Origin of the sequence: Variovorax sp. SG517, from assembly GCF_013376045.1 — a bacterium.
Taxonomy (GTDB): Bacteria; Pseudomonadota; Gammaproteobacteria; order Burkholderiales; family Burkholderiaceae_C; genus Variovorax.
Genome location: NZ_JABMJG010000002.1, coordinates 801,482 through 819,915 on the forward strand (window position 1 = coordinate 801,482; position 18,434 = coordinate 819,915).

Genomic DNA, 18,434 nt, shown 5'->3' on the forward strand with positions numbered 1-18,434 from the left:
CGGCGCGGGGTGTTGTGCATTTCCATCAAGCGTTCCATGGACCTCCCCCACCTCACGGCGGGCAAGCGATTCACGCTGCCGCGTCCTCCCTTGTCGGCAGATGCCTTGCTGCTGGCGCAACTGGCCATGCGCGAGAAGGCCGCCGGGCGCGCCACCGCGATGTTCACGGCCGACGCCAACGACGCCCAGCGCCTGATCGACGAGATCAAGTTCTTCGCCCCTGACCTGCGCTGCGCCCTGTTCCCCGACTGGGAGACGCTGCCCTACGACAGCTTCTCGCCCCACCAGGACCTGATCAGCGAGCGCCTGGCCACCCTCTGGCGCATCAGCCAGAAGGAGGCCGACGTGGTGCTGGTGCCCGCCACCACCGCGCTCTACCGGCTGGCACCGCCCTCCTTCCTGGCCGGCTACACCTTCCACTTCAAGGCCAAGCAGAAGCTGGAGGAGTCCAAGCTCAAGGCCCAGCTCACGCTGGCCGGCTACACCCACGTGACGCAGGTGGTGAGCCCCGGCGAATACGCAGTGCGCGGCGGACTGATCGACCTGTTCCCCATGGGCTCGCCGGTGCCCTTCCGCGTCGACCTGTTCGACGACGAGATCGACACCATCCGCACCTTCGATCCCGACACCCAGCGCAGCCTCTACCCCGTGCCCGAGGTCCGGCTGCTGCCGGGGCGCGAGTTCCCGATGGACGACGACGCGCGCGGGCGCTTCCGCAGCCGCTGGCGCGAACTGCTCGAGGGCGACCCGACCAAGAGCCGCATCTACAAGGACATGGGCAACGGCGTGGCCACCGCCGGTATCGAGTACTACCTGCCGCTGTTCTTCGACGAGACGGCCACCGTGTTCGACTACCTGGGCGCCGACGCCACCGTGGTGCTGCACGGCGACCTGGAACCGGCCTTCCAGCACTTCTGGCAGGACACCAACGAGCGCTACCGCCTCGTGCGCGGCGACCCCGAGCGCCCCGCCCTGCCGCCCGAGGCGCTGTTCCTGAACGCCGAGCAGTTCTACCAGCGCGCCAAGCCGCATGCGCAGCTGGCCATCCGCGGCGACGTGGACACCGACACGCCCTACGCCGAGTTCGACAGGCTGCCGCCCTTCGCCGTGGTGCGCGGCGCCGAGGACCCGCTGGTCGGCCTGAAGGCCCACATCGCGAAGACGCCGCACCGCGTGCTGCTGATCGCCGAGAGCGAAGGCCGCCGCGAGAGCCTGCTCGACTTCCTGCGCGCCAGCGGCGTGAACCCGCCGGCCTTCGATTCGCTGGCCGAGTTCGAGTCCTCCGGCGACGAGAAGACAGGCATCGCCACCGCCGCGCTGGCCTCGGGCTTCGCATGGCGCGAACAGGGCATCGACTTCGTCACCGAAACCGAGCTCTTCGCCACCGCGCCCACCACGCGCCGGCGCAACAAGAAGCAGGAGCAGGTCAGCGACGTCGAGGCGCTCATCAAGGACCTGTCGGAGCTCAACGTGGGCGATCCGGTGGTCCACAGCGCGCACGGCATCGGACGCTACCGCGGCCTGATCCACATGGACCTGGGCCAGGGCAACGGCCCCGACGGCAAGCCGCTGCTGCAGGAAATGCTGCACCTGGAGTACGCCGACAAGGCCACGCTCTACGTGCCCGTGTCGCAGCTGCACCAGATCAGCCGCTACACCGGCGTCAGCGCCGACGAGGCCCCGCTGCACAAGCTGGGCTCCGGCCAGTGGGAAAAGGCCAAGCGCAAGGCGGCCGAGCAGGTGCGCGACTCCGCCGCCGAGCTGCTCAACATCTATGCCCGCCGCGCGGCGCGCGAGGGCCATGCCTTCCGCTACTCGCCGGCCGACTACGAGGTGTTCGCCAACGACTTCGGCTTCCAGGAAACGGCCGACCAGAAGGCGGCCATCCATGCCGTGGTGCAGGACATGATCTCGCCCCAGCCCATGGACCGCCTCGTGTGCGGCGACGTGGGCTTCGGCAAGACCGAGGTCGCCCTGCGCGCGGCCTTCATCGCCGTTACCGGCGGCAAGCAGGTGGCGTTTCTCGCGCCCACCACGCTCCTGGCCGAGCAGCACTATCAGACGCTGGTCGATCGCTTCGCCAAGTGGCCGGTGAAGGTGGCGGAAATGAGCCGCTTCCGCTCGGCCAAGGAAATCACCGCCGCCGCGAAGGGCTTGGCCGACGGTCAGGTCGACATCGTGGTCGGCACGCACAAGCTGCTCTCGCAGTCGGTCAAGTTCAAGAACCTGGGCCTGCTCATCATCGACGAGGAACATCGCTTCGGCGTGCGTCACAAAGAAGCGATGAAGGCCATGCGCGCCGAAGTCGACGTGCTCACGCTCACCGCCACGCCGATTCCTCGCACGCTGGGCATGGCGCTGGAAGGCCTGCGCGACCTGAGCGTGATCGCCACCGCGCCGCAGCGGCGCCTGGCCATCAAGACCTTCGTGCGCAACGAGGGCACCGGCGTGATCCGCGAAGCCGTGCTGCGCGAGTTGAAGCGCGGCGGGCAGGTCTACTTCCTGCACAACGAAGTCGAGACCATCGAGAACCGCCGCCAGAAGCTTGAAGAAATACTGCCCGAGGCCCGCATCGCCGTGGCCCACGGCCAGATGCCCGAGCGCGAGCTGGAGCGCGTCATGCGCGACTTCGTGGCGCAGCGCTACAACCTGCTGCTGTGCTCGACCATCATCGAGACCGGCATCGACGTGCCGACCGCCAACACCATCGTGATCAGCCGCGCCGACAAGTTCGGCCTGGCGCAGTTGCACCAGCTGCGCGGGCGCGTCGGCCGCTCGCACCACCAGGCGTACGCCTATCTCATGGTGCCCGACACCGAGGGCCTGACCAAGCAGGCGGCGCAGCGGCTGGACGCCATCCAGCAGATGGAAGAGCTCGGCTCCGGCTTCTACCTGGCCATGCACGACCTGGAGATCCGCGGCACCGGCGAGGTGCTGGGCGAGAACCAGAGCGGCAACATGATGGAGATCGGCTTCCAGCTCTACAACGAGATGCTGAGCGAGGCCGTGCGCGCACTGAAGGCCGGGCAGGAGCCCGACCTGCTGTCGCCGCTGTCGGTTACGACCGAGATCAACCTGCACGCCCCCGCCCTGCTGCCCGACGACTACTGCGGCGACGTGCACCTGCGGCTGTCGTTCTACAAGAAGCTGGCCACGGCGAAGACGCCCGACCAAATCGACACGCTGCTAGAGGAAATCGTCGACCGCTTCGGCAAGCTGCCGCCGCAGGCGCAGACGCTGATCGACACCCACCGCCTGCGCGTGCTGGCTCGGCCCTACGGCGTGGTGAAGGTCGATGCGGCGCCGGGCATCATCAACATCACATTCAAGAAAGATCCGCCGGTGGATGGCATGGCCATCATCCAGCTGATCCAGAAGAACAGGCACATCAAGCTCGCCGGCAACGAGAAGCTGCGCATCGAGCGCGAACTGAAAGAACCCAAGGACCGGGCCCAGATGGTGCGCGACGTGCTGCGCAGTCTGGGCCAGCCCACCGTCAAGGAAAACGCCACCGCATGAGCGCTACTGAAATCTACCCCGGCCTGGTCATCCAGCGCGTGAAGCCGCCGCTGAAGCTCGCCGACTTCAAGCTGATCGCGTTCGACATGGACTCGACACTGATCAATATCGAGTGCATCGACGAGATCGCCGATGCCGTCGGCAAGAAGGCGGAGGTGGCCGCGATCACCGAAGCCACCATGCGCGGCGAGATCAAGGACTTCAAGGAAAGCCTGCGCCGCCGCGTGGCGCTGCTCAAGGGCGTGCCGGTCGAGGCGCTGCAGCAGGTTTACGACGAGCGCCTGAAGCTCAACCCTGGCGCGAGCGAACTGGTGGCTGCGTGCAAGGCGGCCGGCCTCAAGGTGCTGCTGGTGTCGGGCGGCTTCACCTTCTTCGCCAACCGCGTGAAGGACCGGCTGGGCATCGATTTCGCACGCTCCAACCTGCTCGACGAGGCCGGCGGCAAGCTCACCGGCGAAGTGGTCACGCAGAGCTGGGGCGACATCTGCGACGGCGCCGAGAAGCGCCGCACGCTGTTGGAGGTGGCCTCGCTCATGGGCATCTCGCCGCAGGAGACGATCGCCGTGGGCGACGGCGCGAACGACCTGCCAATGATGGGCGAAGCCGGGCTCTCGGTGGCCTATCACGCCAAGCCGAAGGTGCGCGAGCAGGCCATGGTGGCCATCAACGAAGGCGGCCTCGACCGCGTGCTGGAAATCCTGAAATGACCGACGCCGCCGCGCCTGCTCCATCCGCTCCCCTCTATCGGGCCGATGCGCTCGTCGCCTACGCCGACGCACTGCTGCAGAAGGCCGGCCTTGCCGCGCCCAAGGCGGCCGTGGTCGCGCGCACGCTGGTCGAAGGCGACCTGCTGGGCCACGACACCCACGGCCTCGCGCTGCTGGCGGGGTACGTCAAGGAACTTGAATCCGGCGGCATGACCCGCGACGGCGCGCCCGAGGTGCTGTCCGACCGCCCCGCTGCCGTGCTGTGGGACGGCAGGCGGCTGCCCGGCCCGTGGCTCATGGACCAGGGCATGAACCTGCTGGTGCCGCGTGCGCGCGAACTGGGCACGGCCTCGCTGGTCATCCGGCGCAGCCACCACATCGCCTGCCTCGCCGTCTACATGCTGCGCGCGCTCCAGGAAGACATGCTGATGCTGCTGGCCTGCTCCGACCCCAACGCGGCCAGCGTCGCGCCCTTCGGCGGCACGCAGGCGGTGTTCACGCCGAATCCGCTGGCGATGGGTTTTCCGCTGTCGCAGGGCGGCGTGATGGTCGACATCTCGGCCTCCATTACCACCAACGGCATGAGCAACCGCAAGCGCGCGGCCGGCGAGACCTTCGCCGAAGAGTGGCTGATCGACGCCGCCGGCAAGCCATCGAACGACCCTCAGGTGCTCTTCGACCAGCCGTCCGGCACGCTGCTGCCGGTGGGCGGACTGAGCCACGGGCACAAGGGCTACGGCATGGCGCTGCTGGTTGAGACACTCACGGCCGGCCTCGCAGGCCACGGCCGCGCCGACCCGCCCGAGGGCTGGGGTGCGACGGTGCACGTCACGCTGCACGACCTGAACGCCTTCGGCGGCAAGGAAGCCTTCCTGCGCCAGATGGACCACGTGGCCGAACGCTGCCGCGCCAATGCGCCCATCGACCCGGCGAAGCCTGTGCGGCTGCCGGGCGAAGGCGGATTGAAGCGTCGGGAGTTGCAGTCGAAGAACGGGGTGCGGCTGCACCCCTCGATTGCGCGCTCGCTGCAGGATGCGGAGCAGCGCCACGGCCTGCGGCTGGCGCAGGCGCTGGTCTGAGCGGGGCTCAGCTTTCGGGCGATTCGGGTTCGGGCGAGCCCGCCGGGCGTGCCTTGCGCTTTGCCGGCTTGGCCAGGATCTCGATGTAGAACTGCTTGCCGCCCTCCTTCGCCACGCCGTCGATCAGGCCGGTGATGGCGGAAAGGTGGATGACTTCGGCCGATTCCTGCGAAGCGCCGAAGCGGCAGTCGAAGTCCCAATAGTCCATGCCCTCGGGCAGTTCGCGGCGCCGCTCACGCTTGATGTACTTGCGGATCTCGTGCTTGATGGCTTCGAGTAGACGGTCGGGGTGCTTGCCCTCGACCTGAAGCTGGAAGGTTTTTCTCATGGGTGATCGTAACCAATGTGGCATGGGCACCGAACTTGCTCGCTACGATGACCGCCGGGCCCATTCCGCGGCCGCCACGCCGAACCGTCCATGCTGACCTTTTTCCATCCGGAGCAACTGCTGCACCATCCGCGCAGCTACCTGTCGCGCGGGCAGATGCGCACCCCGCAGGAAGTCCCCGAGCGTGCGCTGCGGCTCGTCGAAGCCGCGCGATCGCTGGGCTTCGACCTGCAGACGCCGCCCGATGCCGGCACGGCGCCCCTTGCCGCAGTGCACGGCGCCGACTACCTGCGCTTCCTCGAGGAAGCCCATGCCGAATGGAAGCGGATGCCGGCCGACTGGGGCGACGAGGTGATGTCGAACATCTTCGTGCGCGAGCCCAACCGCCTACGCGGCATCCTCGCCAAGGCGGCGCGCTATTTGGCCGACGGCAGTTGTCCGGTAGGTGCCCAGACGTGGCGATCGGCGTACTGGTCGGCCCAGAGCGCGGTGGCGGGCGCGGAGGCCATCGCCGGCGGAGCGCGCGCGGCCTATGCGCTGTGCCGTCCACCCGGCCACCATGCGCGCGCCGATGCCGCCGGCGGCTTCTGCTACCTCAACAACGCCGCCATCGCCGCCCAGGCGCTGCGCGGGCGCTTCGCGCGCGTGGCGGTGCTCGACACCGACATGCACCACGGCCAGGGCGTGCAGGAAATCTTCTACGGCCGCAGCGACGTGCTGTACGTGTCGATCCACGGCGACCCGACCAACTTCTACCCGGCGGTGGCCGGCTACGAGGACGAGTGCGGGGCCGACGACGGCGAGGGCTTCAACGTCAACTTCCCGATGCCGCACGGCGCGCCGGAACCGGTCTTCTTCGAGCGGCTCGACGACGCGGCGCAGGTGCTGCGGCGCTTCGCGCCCGAAGCGCTGGTGCTGGCGCTGGGCTTCGACATCTACAAGGACGATCCGCAATCGCAGGTCGCCGTGACGACCGAGGGCTTCGGCCGGCTGGGCAATGCCATCGGCGCGCTCGGCCTGCCGACATTGATCGTCCAGGAAGGCGGCTACCACCTCGAGAGCCTGGAAGCCAACGCGCGCGCCTTCTTCGGCGGATTCGCGGCCGCCGGATGACAGCCTGCCCCGGCGGCTACCGCCGCCGCGCTGTGTACAGTCGGTGCCTCGAACGAAAGCAGGTGAAAGACATGGCGCGCGCAAACGACTGGGCAAGCAAGGTAATGGCATTGATCAACGGCGGCAACCCCACCGCCGCCATCGCGCAGATCAAGGTCGCGCCCTCGGTCAAGGACCTGAAGGCGCTGCAGACCATCATGACGCTGTCGAAGATGAAGGGCCGCTATCCGAACGTGGATGCGGCCATTGCGGACAACCTGGACCTGCTTGCGGCGCCCAGGCTGCACCGGTCGCCCTGAGCATCCAGGCGGCTGTGCGAAATCCGGAGCCAAATCTCCACAAATGAGAACCATTCTCGCCAATAATCTGGAGAACGATACCTACGTACTCACTCCAGATGTCCGCCCGACTCTCCCCCACCCCTCTGCTACGCGCCTTCCAGGACAGTTACCAGGAGTTGGTGCGGTTCATTGCGCGTCGCACGGGCAGCACGCACGACGCCCGCGAGTTGGCGCATGACACCTGGTTGCGCCTGGCCGAGCGTGCCAAAAGCCCGCAACACGGAGGCGAGACCACGCCGGAGCCCGCCGCACGCGCCTATGTGTACGCAGTGGCCGAGAACATCGCCATCGACCACCTGCGCCGCCGCCGGCGCGGCATGGAGCGCTTTGCCGCGGCGCCGCACGACCACGCCGACGAAAGCGCCGCACGCGAACATGGCACGCACGACGTCGCCGATCTCTGTGCCCACCGGCAAGCGCTCGACGCAGTCGACGCCGCGCTGAGGCGGCTGCCGCAGCGCAGCCGTGACATCTTCCTGGCCGACCGGCTCGAAGGCATCGGCCACGCCGCGCTGGCCGAACGTTACGGCGTCTCCATCAAGACCGTCGAGCGCGACGTGATGCGCGCGCTCGACAGCATAGAAGCCGCGCTGCACCGGTGGCGCGGCGACGCCGTGCCGTTACGCACCGGACGCCGCAGGGCCCTGTCGACGCTGCTCGGCATCGCCGGCTTGAGCATCGGCAGCGCCGTGCTTTGGCAGGCCTGGCGTGAATGGATGCCGGGCTACCAAGGGAGCCTGTCCACCGCCATCGGCCGCATCCGCAGCCAGACCCTGCCGGACGGCAGCCGCCTCACGCTCGACGCGGACAGCCGCGCCGAAGTGACCTACTACGCCGCTCGCCGAACCGTGCAGTTGCTCGCGGGCAGCGTGTTCTTCGACGTGGCGCGCGACGAAGCACGCCCCTTCGTCGTCACCGCGCTGGGTCACGAGATCACCGTGCTCGGCACCCGTTTCGAAGCCGCACTGCAAGATGGCAGCCTGTGCGTCGCGGTCGAGTCGGGCCGGGTGCGGGTTCGCAACAGCAACGGCGAAGAGCGTTTCCTCGGCGCCGGCGACGGCGCGCGCATCGATGCGTCGCGTCAGTTCACCACGGCGCACCCCGGCGAGGCCGCCGCAGTGGCGTCCTGGCGTGAAGGCTGGCTCGACTTCCACCACGTGCCGCTGGGCGAGGTCGTCTCCCGTCTCGCGCGCTACAGCCCGCGCCCGCTGCGCGTCGAGCCCGATGCCGCTTCGTTGCCGGTGTTCGGCCGTGTGAACATCGCACAGGCCGGAACCTGGCTGCGCCTGCTGCCCGGGAGCCTGCCGGTCCAGGTGCGGGAAGACCAGGGCAACCCGCAAGCCATCGTCATCGCGCGCCGCTCACCGCCCTGACATCGCACTTCTTTTGCAAATCGCGTGAGGGATTTGCGCCGCTCGGTCGTATCAGCCTGCAGAGCCCGGAAAAATTCCGTTCAGCGGACGGTCCGGGATTTCCATGGCCCAGAAAAGAACCGACTTCATCGCATGCCTTCCCGCACCATCATTCCACGCCGCGCCTCGCGCCATCTGATCTCCGCCGCCACCCTGGCCTGTGTCGCCCAAGCGGGCCAGAGCGCGATGGCGCAAGGCACCCATACGCCGCCGACTTCGCAGGCGACGCCGACCGCTTCGGGCGCGGTCATCGGCATTGCCATCCCTTCCCAGCCGCTGGACCAGGCGCTGAACCAACTGGCCCGCCAGGCCGGCCTGCAGTTGCTGGCGCCGCCTGCCTTGCTGAACGGCCTGCGCAGCCGGGCAATACCGGCCAACCTGAGCGTGGGCGCTGCCGTCGCCCAACTGCTGGAAGGCACCGGCCTGACCGGGCAGACGACGAACAACACGCTGGTCATCGAACGGGCCGCGCAGGCCTCCGGCAACACGCTGCCGGCCGTGACGGTCAGCGCCTCGGCGCAGCACGAAGACGCCATGGGCCCCGTGCCCGGCTATGTGGCCCGGCGCAGCCAGACCGCCACCAAGACCGACACGCCGCTGCTCGAAGTGCCGCAGTCGATCTCTGTCATCGGTCGCGACGAAATGGAGGCGCGCGGCGTCCAGGACATCATGGAAGCCGTGCGCTACGCGCCCGGCGTTGCGGTCGGCAACTGGGGCTTCGACCCCCGTGGCATCGATTGGATCCTGATGCGCGGCTTCGACACCACGTCGGGCATAGCCGGCTACCGCGACGGCCTCGTCATGCCAGCCTACGCCGTGACCGAGCCTTACGGCCTCGAGCGCATCGAAGTGCTGCGCGGCCCCTCCTCCGTCGTCTTCGGCCAGGGTGATGCCGGCGGCATCATCAACCGCGTGAGCAAGATGCCGAGCAACACGCCAGTGCGCGAAATCGAGGTGAAGTACGGCAACTTCCAGCGCAAGCAACTGGCCTTCGATCTGGGTGGCGTCGCCAGCGATACGCTCAGCTACCGCCTGGTGGGCCTCGGCCTGGACACCAATTCGCAGGTGCGCTACGGAGATGGCACGCCGTTCGCAAACAAGCGCACCTACCTGGCCCCCTCGCTGCGCTGGCAGCCCTCGGCCCACACGTCTTTCACGCTGCTCGGCGAGTTTCTCGACAACAAGGCCAGTGACGACGTCTTCTATGTCATGGACAACGCAGGCCGCAACACCGGCATCGTCCGCGGCGACCCCGGGTTCAGCCGTATCCGCAACCGCCAGGAATCGCTGGGCTACCTGTTCGAGCACCACGTGAACGACAGCTGGACGGTGCGCCACAACCTGCGCTACTCCAACGCCCGCGTCGACAAGCACATCCTGCGCGACGCCCTGCTGCCGGACGACTACACGCTCACGCGCAGCGCGCGCTCCTTCCCGGAAAGGTTCAGCCAGTGGACCTCCGACGCGCAACTGCAGGGCCGTGTCCGTACGGGGATCGCCGAGCACACGCTGCTGTTCGGCTTCGACGCGACCCGTGTCCGCTACACGTCCAAAGAGTTCTCGGGGCCGGCCCCCAGCCTCGACCTGCGCGCCCCCATCAACGTCGTGCCGGTGCAAGAGCCCCTCACCCCGGAGAGCAACAGCACTCAAGTCACCCAGCAGGTGGGCTTCTACGCGCAGGACCAGATCAAGTTCGACGATCGCTGGGTGCTGACGCTCAGCGGCCGCCAGGATCGTGTGAAATCGGAGACCACCGATCGCATCAACAACTCCCGCAAAGGCCAGACCGACAACAAGTTCAGCGGCCGTGTGGGCCTGAGCTACCTGAACGGCAACGGCTGGGCGCCGTATGTCAGCTATGCCACGTCGTTCATGCCGACCAGCGGTGCAGACCCGCGCGGCAACCCGCTGCTGCCGACCCGCGGCGAGCAGTTCGAGGCCGGGATCAAGTACCAGCCCGAAAGGTCGCGCACTTCATTCACCGCAGCAGTGTTCGACCTGCGCAAGTCGAACGTGGTCACCTACGACCAAGCCACCTTCGAGGCCCGCCAGATCGGCCGCATCCGTTCGCGTGGCCTTGAACTGGAAGCCAAGGCCGAACTGGCGCGTAACCTGAACCTCACGGCCGCCTACACCTTTCTCGACATGAAGGTGCTGGCCAGCGCCAACACGGACGAAATCGGCAACATGCCGATCCAGGTGCCCAGGCACTCGGCCTCGGTGTGGCTCGACTACACCATGAACAACGGCTTTGGCTTCGGCGGCGGCGTGCGCTATATCGGCAAGCGCTGGAACGACGTGACCAACACTTCGGCGGAAGGCGGCGTTGCACTGCTCGACGCCACGGTGCACTACAAGACCGGCCCCTGGCGCTTTGCGCTGACCGCGACCAATCTGGCCAATCGCAAGTACGCAGCTTCGCGCGCGTACAAGAACTTCTATCCAGGCAACGAGCGCACGCTAGTCGCGAGCGCGAAATACCAGTTCTGACCAGCCAGCCATCGCAGCGCGAATCGCGCGGCGATGGCCCGGCATTGCTTCAGAGCGCCTGTCCCAGGCGCTTCACGCCCTCTTCGATCTTCGCCACGTCGGCCGTCGCGAAGCTCAGGCGCAGTGTCGCCACGTCGGGCTTCTCCGCGAAGAACGGCGCGCCGGGCACGAAGGCCACGAGCTTCTCGATCGCGCGCTTGGCCAGTTCGTTCGCGTCGGCCAGCTTGCCGTTGGCGCCCGTGAGGCGGGCCCAGAAGAACAGGCCGCCGTTGGGCTGGGTGAAACTCACCGCGTCGCCCAGTTCACGCTTGAGTGCCGTGCCCATGGCCTGCGCGCGCTGGCCGTAGACCTCGCGCACGTGCGCCAGCGTGGCGGGCATGCGGCCGCTCTTGAGGTACTGGGCGGCCGTGGCCTGCGAGAAGGTGCTGGTGTGCGCGTCGCTGAACTGCTTGCACATGGTGGCCTTGGCGAGCAGCTCGGGCGGGGCGATCATCCAGCCGATGCGCAGGCCGGGGCTGAGCACCTTGCTCAGGCTGCCGCAGTGCGCCAACAACTCGCGGCTGCCGGGCACGTCCTTGCTCAGCGACATGATCGACGGCGGCGGCGCTTCGCCGAAGTAGAGGTCGCCGTAGGGGTCGTCCTCGACGATCAGCGTCTGGTACTTCACGGCCAGCTCCAGCACCTTCTTGCGGCGTTCCAGGCTCAGCATGGCGCCGCTGGGGTTGCCGAAGGTGGGAATCAGGTAGACGAACTTGGGCTTGTGCTCGGCGATGAGCTTCTCGAGCTCGTCGGTCTTCACGCCGTTGGCGTCGATGGGCGCGCTGATGAGCTGGGCGCCGTAGAGGCGGAAGCACTGGATGGTGGCCAGGAAGGTCGGGCCCTCGACGATCACCTTGTCGCCCGGCGAGATCATGGTCTTGCCCAGCAGGTCCAGCGCCTGCTGGCTGCCGGTGGTGACGATCAGGCCGCTGGGCTCGACGTCGACGCCCTTGGTCTTCATGAACGAGCTGAGCTGGCTGCGCAGGGGCTCGTAGCCTTCGGTGGCGCCGTATTGCAGGGCGCCGCCGGGTTCCTCGGTGAGTGCCTTCTGGCTCGCCTCCTTGAGGCCCTCGACGTCGAACATGGCGCTGTCGGGGAAGCCGCCCGCGAAGCTGATGATGCCGGGCTTGCCCAGCAGCTTGAAGAGTTCGCGGATGGCGGAGGTCTCGACGTTGTCGAGGCGGGAGGCGAATTGCATGGTCGGTCTCACTTTCTGGATGGCATTGTCGCCAAAGCGCAGGCAATAAAGCTGCGTAAGGCCATCTGCTTTCGACGATATATTGCGGCTGCCGGCCTTGCCTGCCCTCTTTCGAGCCCCATGAAAAAAGACAACATCCCCCTCTTCTTCGCCACCCTGCAGGCGGCCAACCCCGAACCCGAGACCGAGCTGGAGTACAGCACCCCCTTCGAGCTGCTGGCCGCCGTGCTGCTGTCGGCCCAGGCCACCGACGTGGGCGTGAACAAGGCCACCCGCAAGCTCTTTCCGGTGGCGAACACGCCGCAGGCCATCCTCGACCTGGGCGTGGAAGGGCTGGAGGAATACATCAAGACCATCGGCTTGTACCGCAGCAAGGCCAGGCACCTGATCGAGGCCTGCCGCATGCTGGTGGAACAGCACGGCGGCGAGGTGCCGCGCACCCGCGCCGAGCTGGAAGCCCTGCCGGGCGTGGGCCGCAAGACGGCGAACGTGGTGCTCAACGTGGCCTTCGGCGAGGCCACCATCGCGGTCGACACGCACATCTTCCGGGTTGGCAACCGCACCGGCCTCGCGCCCGGCAAGACCCCGCTGGAAGTGGAACTGAAGCTCGAGAAACGCGTCCCTCTGGAGTACCGTCTTCATGCGCATCACTGGCTGATCCTGCACGGCCGCTACATCTGCGTGGCGCGCAAGCCGCGCTGCTGGGAGTGCGCCGTGTCCCACTTGTGCGACTACAAGCCCAAGACGCCCGCGCCGAAGACGGCCTGAGAGACCAAGAGACGAGACAGAACAGAAGAAAGAACACGACGACGGATGACCAGAAGCAAGACCACATCGACGAACACCCGCACGCTGCTGGGCGCGGCCCTGCTCGCCGCGCTGCTGCCGGCCGCGGCATGGTCGCAGCAGCAGGCCGGCACGCAGTTTCCCAACAACGTCGGGCAGTACACGGGCCGCTGGTCCGCCAACTGCGCAGACAACTCGGCGCCCACGCTGCAGGTACGGCAGGACACGCTGATCGCCGAGAGCGGCAAGCGCCGCGTGGTCGCCCGCGAGCCGCAGACGGTCTACAGCCTCTTCGGCAACAGCCCGCCGCCCGCGGGCTTCGACGTGGCGCTGGTGGGCGAGACGGGCAAGGCCGGCGCGCTGACCTTCCTCGTCCACCGCGTATCGCGCGGCCAGTTGCGCGGCCAGTACATCACGCTGGACACCGACAAGCCGCTGGCCGGCCAGCTCGGCCCCGAGATGATGAAGCTGCGCTACTGGCGCTGCAACGGCGCCGAGCGGGCGCTGCCGCCGCCCTCCGAGCCCGCCGCCAAGGTGCCGCCCCCGCCCACCGGAAGCCCCGCCGCGCTGGCGCAGGGCCCCGCCATGCAGAAGGCCTGGCGCGCCGCACTGGGCTCGCGCGAGAACGAGCGCTGGCTGGTGCGCCGCGAAGGCCCGGCGCCGGAGCCGCAATGGGTGACCATCGACGGCACGCGCTACCTGCTGCACGCCTTCTGCAAGCCGCACGACTGCTACGACAACAACGCGATCGCGCTCTACGACCAGGGCTCCGGCCGCATCTACGGCCTGGTGCAGCGCAACGGCGGCAACCGCCTGGTGGGCTCGCCCCCAGCGGCGCTCGCGCCCCAGCTCGACAAGCTCTGGCGCGAGCAGTGGCGCAAGTCGAACTGACCGCGGCCGGCCCGCTCAGGCCAGCTTGAACATCCGCACCGCGTGCACCAGCCCCGCGGCCTGGTCGTTCATCGACTGAGCCGCGGCCGAGGCCTGCTCGACCAGCGCCGCGTTCTGCTGGGTGGCGCGGTCCATCTGCTTGATGGCGTCGTTGACCTGGCCGATGCCGGCGGCCTGCTCCTGGCTGGCCGCGGTGATCTCCGCCATGATGTCCGTCACGCGCCGCACGCTGCCCATGATTTCTTCCATGGTCTTGCCGGCCTGGTTGACCAGCGTGCTGCCCGCCTCCACCTCGCCCACCGAGTCGCCGATCAGCGCCTTGATTTCCTTGGCCGCCGCGGCCGAGCGCTGCGCCAGGCTGCGCACTTCCGAGGCGACCACCGCGAACCCGCGCCCCTGCTCGCCGGCGCGCGCAGCCTCCACCGCCGCGTTGAGCGCGAGGATGTTGGTCTGGAACGAGATGCCGTCGATCACGCCGATGATTTCCACCACCTTCCTCGACGAGGCGTTGATGGACGCCATCTTCTCCACCACCTGATCGACCACCGCCCCGCCGCGCGACGCCACCTGCGAGGCCGAGTCGGCCAGCTGGTTGGCCAGCCGCGCGTTGTCGGCGTTCTGCCTGACGGTGCCGGTGAGTTCCTGCATGGCGGCGGCCGTCTGCTCCAGTGAACTGGCCTGCGCCTCGGTGCGCGACGAGAGGTCGCGGTTGCCCGAGGCGATCTGTCCCGATGCCGAGGCGATGGAGTCGGTGCCGTCGCGCACCTGCCCCACCACCTTGGCGAGCTCGTCGTTCATCGAGCGCAGGGCGCGCATCAGCATGCCCGACTCCGACGCGTCGGCCACCTCGATCCGTGCCGTCAGGTCGCCCGAGGCCACCTGCTGCGCCACGTTCACCGCCTGCCCCAGCGGCCGCGTGATGGAGCGCGTCATGACGAAGGCCAGCAGCAGCCCGCCGGCCAGCGAGGCGCAGCTGATCCCCAGGATCATCCACTTGGCGCGCCGGTATGCGGCCTGGGTGGACGCGGTGCCCTCGTCCGCGCTCGTCCTCAGCTGCGCCTGGAAGGCCGAGACATGCGCCAGCACTTGGTTGAGCAGCGGCATGCACTCCTGCGTCAGCACCTTGACGGCCGCCTCGGTCTGGCGCGACGTGGCCAGGGCGACGACGTTCCCGGCGATGGGCAGGTACTGGGCTTCGAGCGCGCGGAGCTTCTCGAGCATCCGGCGCTCCTCGGGGCTCGCGGCGGCCTGGTCGGCCATCACCGCCGCAAGGCCCTGCAGGCCCTTGTCGATCTCACGCTGGGAGCTTCCCACCAGTTCGATGTCGCCTTTCTGCAAGGCCGGCTCCGTCACCAGCGCCAGGTTGCGCGCCGCAATGGCCCGCTTGCCGATGGCGGACTGCACGTTGTTGAGCTCGTCGAGCTTGCGCGCCCCGATATCGGTCGCGAAGGCCACGCGCTCCGAGAGATTCGCCATCTCGTGCAGCCCGATGCCCGTGATGAGAAGCTGCAACAGCAGCAACAGCGCAAAGCCCAGTCCGAGGCGGGCTCCGATCTTGAGGTTCGAAAGACCGAACATGTGGCGTTCTCCAATTTGATTGCGGGGGCTTCCCGCCCTCATCGGCAAGACCGCGATGCGCCACCCCACCCTCGAAGGGTGGGGATGGGCAAACCCTTGAATATGGGATCCGATCCGCGCGCGAGATGACCCAGAATCCTCACGGATGCAACCTGCCTCAATCCTCGGCACACCCGCCCTGAGAACCCGCAGCCGCCGCCTGCTGGTCCGGCAGGGCCTGCTCGACCGGCTCGACGGCTCCGGCGGCCGACGCTGCGTGGTGCTGCAGGCGCCGGCAGGCTTCGGCAAGAGCTCGCTGCTGCTCACCTGGCAGCGCGAACTCGTCTCGGCCGACGCCGGCATCGCGTGGCTCAGGCTCGCCGACCTTCCCGAGGGCGACCTGCACTTCATGACCGCCCTGATGACGGCCCTGGCCGGCATCGACTCCGCCATCCCGAAGGGCGCCGTGGCGCATGCCCGCCCCGACGCGCTTGCGATGGAGCGGCTGGTCATCGCGCTCGTGCGCGGCATTGCGGCGCACGGCCGCAGGGTCGTGCTGATCGTGGACGACGTGCAGTGCGCGCACAGCGGCCACGTGCTGAACGCGCTGCGCCTGCTCGTCGAGTACGCGCCGTCCAACCTGCTGTGCGTCTTCGCCAGCCAGGACGAACTGCCGATGACGCTGGGCCACACGCCAGCCTCGAAGACGGTGCTCGAGCTGCGCAACGACGACCTGCGATTCAGCCTGCCGGAGTCGATCGACTACCTCGGCATGCGACTGCCCCAGCTCGACGAGCGCGCCGCCGCCGCGATCCACCGGCTGACCGAGGGATGGCCGGCACTGCTGCGGCTGGCAAGCGCCGACGTGCGACGCCGGCGCGGCGTGCAGTCGCCGCTGATCCACGGCGTGCCCGACCCCGAGCCGTTTGCCGCGTACTTCCACGCGCACGTCTTCCCTCGCCTCTCGGCGACGCAGCTGCGCCTGCTCACCTGCTGCGCGGCCTGCACCCGCTTCAGCGCGCCGCTGTGCGCCGACCTGGCGGGCGACGGATACACGCCGGCCCAGTGCGCCGAGCTGCTGGAGCCGCTGGCGCGCGAAGGACTGCTGTCCTCCGCCGCGCCGGAGGCGCCCGCCACGCGGGACGTTTCCATGCCGATGCAGGAGCGCTGGTGGCACATGCACACGCTGCTTCGCAGCGTGCTGCTCGTGCGCTTCTCGGCCTGGCCCGAAGCCGCGCGCCTGAAGATCCACGCCACCGCCTGCCACTCGTTCACGGCCCGCGGCATGCACCACCAGGCCGTGCGGCACGCGCTGGCAGCCGGCAGCCGCGACACCGCCGCCCGCCTGGCCGAGCACGGCGCGCAGGCGCTCTTCGTCCAGGGCAGGATGAGCGAGACGATCGCGCTGCTGCGCCAGCTCGACGCCGAGACGGTCGGCGACAACGCCAATCTCGGTCTCTGGATTGCCTGGGTGGAACTGGCCGACTACCGGCTCGACGACTGCGCCCGCAGCATCGAAAGGCTGCGTGCAAAGCCCGGCGCACTCGAGCCGGCCATGCGCTACCGGCTGACGCTGCTGGACTGCCTGCTCGCCATCCGCAACGACGACAACGACGCGCTCTCGCGGCTGCTGCCCGAACTGCTGGCCCCGCCGCCCGCGGCCGACGAGTTCGCGGTGGCCGGCCGGCGCAACGTGCTGACCTGGCTGCACCTGCACCGCGGCGAGTTCGAGCAGGCGCGCCGCATCCAGCGCGACGAGCCGACGCCGCGCATCGACGGCGAGCCCGTCGCCGGCACCCTGTTCGGCTCGCTGGTGGGCCAGTGCCTGGTCGGCCTGTCGTATGCGGTCGAGGGCCATATGAACCGCGCGGAGCGCATCTACCGCCAGGTGCTGGACGAGGCGCAGGAGCGCGGCGAGCGCTGCGCCGAGGCGGCGCGACTCACCGCACAGCTGCTGGTCGAGGTGCTCTACGAACAGCACGGCCCGCTGGTGGCGGCGCGCTTCATCCAGGAACAGCTCGGCACGCACGACGGCCTGATTCCCGACACCACTCTGCGCATGATCCTCGTGGCAAACCGCGCGCAGCAGGCGGCCGGCCGCTGGCGCGAGGCGCTGGAGCACCTGGCGCAGACCGGGTGCTTCCTGCGGCGCTTCGGCATGGACCGCACGCTGGCCTGCGTGCTGCTGGAGCAGCTCGGCATCCAGCTCGCCAACGACGAGGTCGACGCGGCGCGGGCTTCGCTGCAGGAGCTTGAAGCGCTGCACGTCCGGCACCCGGGTGTGGAGCCCGGCACCCTCCGGCGCATTGCCGACATCGTGGAGCGGGCGCGCATCTGCATGGCGGTGCACGACGGCGATCTGCAGCCCGCGCTGGGGCGGCTCGAAGCCCTGTCGCAGTGCTACGAGGAACGCGGGCAGCTCAGCCTTTCCGTCACGCTCCAGCTCCAGGCCGCCGAGGTCGAGCGCAGGCTGGGGCGCACCGAGGCGTCGAACACGCGCGTGTGCAAGTCCCTGCGCCTGGGCCACAGGCTGGGGCTGCTGCAGACCTTGCTGGGCGCGCATGGCAACGCTCTCCAGCTGATCCACAAGGCCGGCGAAACACCCAGGCTCGACCCGGTGCTGGGCTTCTTCATAGAGCGCATCGAGGCGCTGGCGCAATCGCAGTGCGGTACGCGCTCCGAAGCGCCGCCGGTGCCCCGCTTCCGCGACGACCAGCGCCTGACCCGCCTGCTCACGCTGCGCGAAGCCGAGATCGCCGAGCTGCTGCTGCAGTCGCTTCCGAACAAGAAGATCGCGCTCACGCTCGGCCTGTCGCTCGACACGGTCAAGTGGCACCTCAAGAACATCTACATGAAGCTGGACGCCCACGGACGCGGCGCCGTAGCCGAGCGCATCCGGCACGAGCTGGAACGCGACGACGGCGGCGGGGACGGCAGGCGCGGAAGATAGCCGCGCCGGGCCTGTCAGGCACCG

At 68.6% G+C, this 18,434-nt stretch carries 13 protein-coding genes; 10 read left to right on the forward strand and 3 right to left on the reverse strand.

Going from position 1 to position 18,434, the window contains the following annotated elements; all coding sequences use genetic code 11:
- Window positions 1–36: 36 nt before the first annotated feature.
- The 3 genes from mfd to FHT32_RS09250 are packed head-to-tail and all read left to right on the forward strand — an operon-like array spanning window position 37 to window position 5,305.
- A complete protein-coding gene (gene mfd, locus FHT32_RS09240; RefSeq protein ID WP_176664306.1) occupies window positions 37–3,519 on the forward strand; it encodes a transcription-repair coupling factor in 3,483 nt (1,160 codons plus the stop codon).
- The gene (serB, locus tag FHT32_RS09245; protein WP_176664307.1) at window positions 3,516–4,226 is read left to right on the forward strand and encodes a phosphoserine phosphatase SerB; all 711 of its coding nucleotides are present in this window, start codon (window positions 3,516–3,518) and stop codon (window positions 4,224–4,226) included. Before mfd ends, serB begins: the two co-directional genes overlap by 4 nt.
- Window positions 4,223–5,305: an Ldh family oxidoreductase gene (locus tag FHT32_RS09250; RefSeq protein ID WP_176664308.1), complete on the forward strand. Its 1,083-nt coding sequence runs from the start codon at window positions 4,223–4,225 to the stop codon at window positions 5,303–5,305. Before serB ends, FHT32_RS09250 begins: the two co-directional genes overlap by 4 nt.
- Before the next feature lie 7 nt (window positions 5,306–5,312).
- Here the strand turns inward: FHT32_RS09250 and FHT32_RS09255 are convergent, their stop codons facing one another.
- Window positions 5,313–5,633, reverse strand: coding sequence for a DUF6172 family protein (locus FHT32_RS09255; RefSeq protein WP_176664309.1), 321 nt, complete (start codon window positions 5,631–5,633; stop codon window positions 5,313–5,315).
- 90 nt (window positions 5,634–5,723) lie between these two features.
- Here FHT32_RS09255 and FHT32_RS09260 point away from each other — a divergent pair, with 90 nt between their 5' ends.
- From FHT32_RS09260 to FHT32_RS09275, 4 genes are all read left to right on the forward strand, one after another.
- Window positions 5,724–6,746 (forward strand): histone deacetylase family protein, encoded by a 1,023-nt coding sequence (locus FHT32_RS09260; protein WP_176664310.1) that lies wholly within the window; start codon window positions 5,724–5,726, stop codon window positions 6,744–6,746.
- A 71-nt stretch (window positions 6,747–6,817) separates the two neighbouring features.
- Window positions 6,818–7,045, forward strand: a complete 228-nt coding sequence (locus FHT32_RS09265) for a hypothetical protein (protein WP_176664311.1) — start codon at window positions 6,818–6,820, stop codon at window positions 7,043–7,045.
- Between the two features lie 98 nt (window positions 7,046–7,143).
- Complete coding sequence (locus FHT32_RS09270; protein ID WP_176664312.1) at window positions 7,144–8,460, forward strand: sigma-70 family RNA polymerase sigma factor; 1,317 nt, start codon at window positions 7,144–7,146, stop codon at window positions 8,458–8,460.
- 132 nt (window positions 8,461–8,592) lie between these two features.
- The gene (locus FHT32_RS09275) at window positions 8,593–10,989 is read left to right on the forward strand and encodes a TonB-dependent siderophore receptor (protein ID WP_176664313.1); all 2,397 of its coding nucleotides are present in this window, start codon (window positions 8,593–8,595) and stop codon (window positions 10,987–10,989) included.
- A gap of 49 nt (window positions 10,990–11,038) precedes the next feature.
- Here the strand turns inward: FHT32_RS09275 and FHT32_RS09280 are convergent, their stop codons facing one another.
- Complete coding sequence (locus FHT32_RS09280) at window positions 11,039–12,226, reverse strand: PLP-dependent aminotransferase family protein (protein WP_176664314.1); 1,188 nt, start codon at window positions 12,224–12,226, stop codon at window positions 11,039–11,041.
- A 120-nt stretch (window positions 12,227–12,346) separates the two neighbouring features.
- Between FHT32_RS09280 and nth the strand changes: the two genes are divergently transcribed.
- Together nth and FHT32_RS09290 are read left to right on the forward strand one after the other, a co-directional pair.
- Window positions 12,347–12,994 carry an endonuclease III gene (gene nth, locus FHT32_RS09285; protein ID WP_176664315.1) on the forward strand — a complete coding sequence of 216 codons (648 nt, stop codon included), beginning with the start codon at window positions 12,347–12,349 and terminating at the stop codon, window positions 12,992–12,994.
- Between the two features lie 45 nt (window positions 12,995–13,039).
- Complete coding sequence (locus FHT32_RS09290; protein WP_176664316.1) at window positions 13,040–13,903, forward strand: Ivy family c-type lysozyme inhibitor; 864 nt, start codon at window positions 13,040–13,042, stop codon at window positions 13,901–13,903.
- A gap of 15 nt (window positions 13,904–13,918) precedes the next feature.
- Here the strand turns inward: FHT32_RS09290 and FHT32_RS09295 are convergent, their stop codons facing one another.
- A complete protein-coding gene (locus tag FHT32_RS09295) occupies window positions 13,919–15,481 on the reverse strand; it encodes a methyl-accepting chemotaxis protein (protein WP_176664317.1) in 1,563 nt (520 codons plus the stop codon).
- Between the two features lie 145 nt (window positions 15,482–15,626).
- Between FHT32_RS09295 and FHT32_RS09300 the strand changes: the two genes are divergently transcribed.
- Window positions 15,627–18,410, forward strand: a complete 2,784-nt coding sequence (locus tag FHT32_RS09300; protein WP_176664318.1) for a LuxR C-terminal-related transcriptional regulator — start codon at window positions 15,627–15,629, stop codon at window positions 18,408–18,410.
- The last annotated feature ends 24 nt before the right edge of the window (window positions 18,411–18,434 follow it).